The following is a 2,653-nucleotide window of genomic DNA, read 5'->3' as shown; positions in this document are numbered from 1 at the left end:
ACCTCCCCTTCGAACTCCTCGTCGAACACCTCAACCCCACCCGCACCCCCCACCGCCACCCCCTCTTCCAAACCATCCTCACCCTCAACAACACCACCGGGGCGGTGAGCGAACTCGACTCCGCCGACGTCGATTTCGACAGCGCGGCCAAGTTCGACCTGTCGTTCAGCGTCACCGAGCAGCACACCGCCGACGGCGACCCGGACGGCCTGACCGTCACCGTCGAGTACTCCGCCGACCTCTTCGAGCCCGCCACCATCCAGCGGCTCGCCGAGCAGTTCCAGCGCATCCTGCGCAGCGCCGCCGACCACCCCGACACCCCCATCCACGACATCGACCTGCTCGGCACGGCCGGCCGGGCCGAACTCGCGGCGCTGACCGCCGGAGCCGTCCACCCGCTGCCCGCCGCCGCGCTGCCGGAGCTGTTCGCCGCCCAGGCCGCCCGCACCCCCGACGCCACCGCCGTCGTCAGCGGCACCGACACCCTCAGCTACGCCCGGCTCGACACCGCCACCGACCGCCTCGCCCGGCACCTGATCGCCCTCGGCGCGGGCGCGGAGAGCCGGATCGCCGTCCTCCAGCAGCGCTCGGCGTCGCTGGTGGTCAGCACGCTGGCCGTGGTGCGGGCGGGCGGCGCGTACGTGCCGCTCGCCGCGAACTGGCCCGCCGAGCGGATGGACCTCGTGCTGGCCGACACCGGCGCCGAGCTGCTCCTGGTCGACGCGGCCACCCGCGACCTGCCGTTCGTCCGGGCCCGGGCCGCTGCCGGCCTGCCGGTGGTGGACGTCTCGGCCCCGCTGCCGGACACCCCCGCCCGCCCCCTCCCGGCCGTCCGGCCGGAGCAGCTCGCCTACGTGATGTACACCTCCGGATCCACCGGCACGCCCAAGGGCATCGCCGTCACCCACGCGGACGTCGCCGCCCTCGCCACCGACCGCTGGTGGCAGCGGGACGGCCACCACCAGCGGGTGCTGTTCCACTCCCCGCACGCCTTCGACGCGGCCACCTACGAGCTGTGGGTGCCGCTGCTGAGCGGCGGCCAGGTGGTGGTGGCGCCGGCCGGCGACCTGGACGCCGAGCGGATCGGGCGCCTGATCGCCGACCACCGGGTGACCGCGCTCTGGCTGACCGCCGGCCTGTTCCGGCTGCTCGCCGAGGACGCGCCGCAGAGCCTGGCCGGTGTGCGCGAGGTCCTGACCGGCGGCGACGTCGTCCCGGCGGCCGCCGTGCGCCGGGTGCTCGACGCCCACCCGGGGCTGCGGGTCGTCGACGGCTACGGCCCGACCGAGACCACCGTGTTCGCCACCCGGCACCCGATGGCCGCCGGGGACGACCTCGGCACCACGGTGCCGATCGGCCGCCCGCTGGACAACATGCGGGTCCAGGTGCTGGACGCCGGGCTGCGGCAGCTGCCGATCGGCGTGCTGGGCGAGCTGTTCATCGCCGGCGCCGGCCTGGCCCGCGGCTACCTGGGCCGCCCCGGCGCCACCGCCGAGCGCTTCCTGCCCGACCCGTACGGCGAGCCCGGCGCCCGGATGTACCGCACCGGGGACCTCGGCCGCTGGCGGCACGACGCGCGGGGCGAGGGCCGGCTGGAGTTCCTCGGCCGCACCGACGACCAGATCAAGCTGCGTGGCTTCCGCATCGAGCCCGCCGAGATCGAGGCCCACTTCACCGCGCGTACGGACATCGCCCAGGCCGCCGTGCTGCTGCGCGAGGACCGCCCCGGCGACCAGCGACTCGTCGCCTACCTCGTCCCGTCCGCCGACGCCGACGCCGCACCGGACCCGGCCGAGCTCCGGGCCACGGCCGCCACCCGGCTGCCCGCCTACCTGGTGCCCTCCGCCGTCGTCCTGCTCGACACCCTCCCGCTCACCCCCAACGGCAAGCTCGACCGCCGCGCCCTGCCGGCCCCGCCGCGCCAGGAGTCCCCCGCCGCCCGGGCCCCGCGCACCGCACGCGAGCAGCGGCTCTGCGAGGTCTTCGCCGCCGTCCTCGGCGCGGAGACGGTCGGCATCGACGACAACTTCTTCGACCTCGGCGGCCACTCCCTGCTGGCGATGCGCCTGGTCTCGGCCGTCCGCACCGAACTGGACGCCGAGATCGACGTCCGCGACCTCTTCGAGGCGCCCACCGTCGCCGCCCTCGCCGAGCGGCTGGAGCAGGCCCGGCCGGCCGCCGCGCTGCCGCCGCTGGTCCGGGCGGAGCGCCCCGAGCGGATCCCGCTCTCACGGGCCCAGGCCAGGCTCTGGTTCCTGAACCGGATGGACGAGACCGAGCGCGCCTCCTACAACATCCCGGTGGTGCTGCCGCTGCCCGGCGCGGTGGACGCGACCGCCCTCCAGGCCGCGCTGGACGACGTGGTGGAACGCCACGAGACCCTGCGCACCCTCTTCCCCGAGGCCGGCGGCGAACCCCACCAGTCCATCCGCCCCGCCGCCCCGGGCCTCGTCCCGCTCACCACCGTCACCACCGACGAGCCCGACGCCCGCGCCCGGATCGCCGAACTCACCGCCCAGCCCTTCGACCTGACCACCGAACTCCCCCTGCGCGCCGCTCTGTTCACCCTCGCCCCCGACCAGCACCTGCTCGCCCTCGTCCTGCACCACATCGCCGGCGACGGCTGGTCCATGCGACCCCTCACCCACGACCT

General features: G+C 75.7%; 1 protein-coding gene. It reads left to right on the top strand.

The window, feature by feature from the left end; all coding sequences use genetic code 11:
• On the top strand, positions 1-2,653 hold a 2,653-nt coding region (locus ACWD4P_RS38065), incomplete at both ends, for an amino acid adenylation domain-containing protein (protein WP_449782800.1).

This window comes from Kitasatospora sp. NPDC002543 (assembly GCF_053594915.1).
This window is presented reverse-complemented; position numbering and strand designations above follow the sequence as displayed.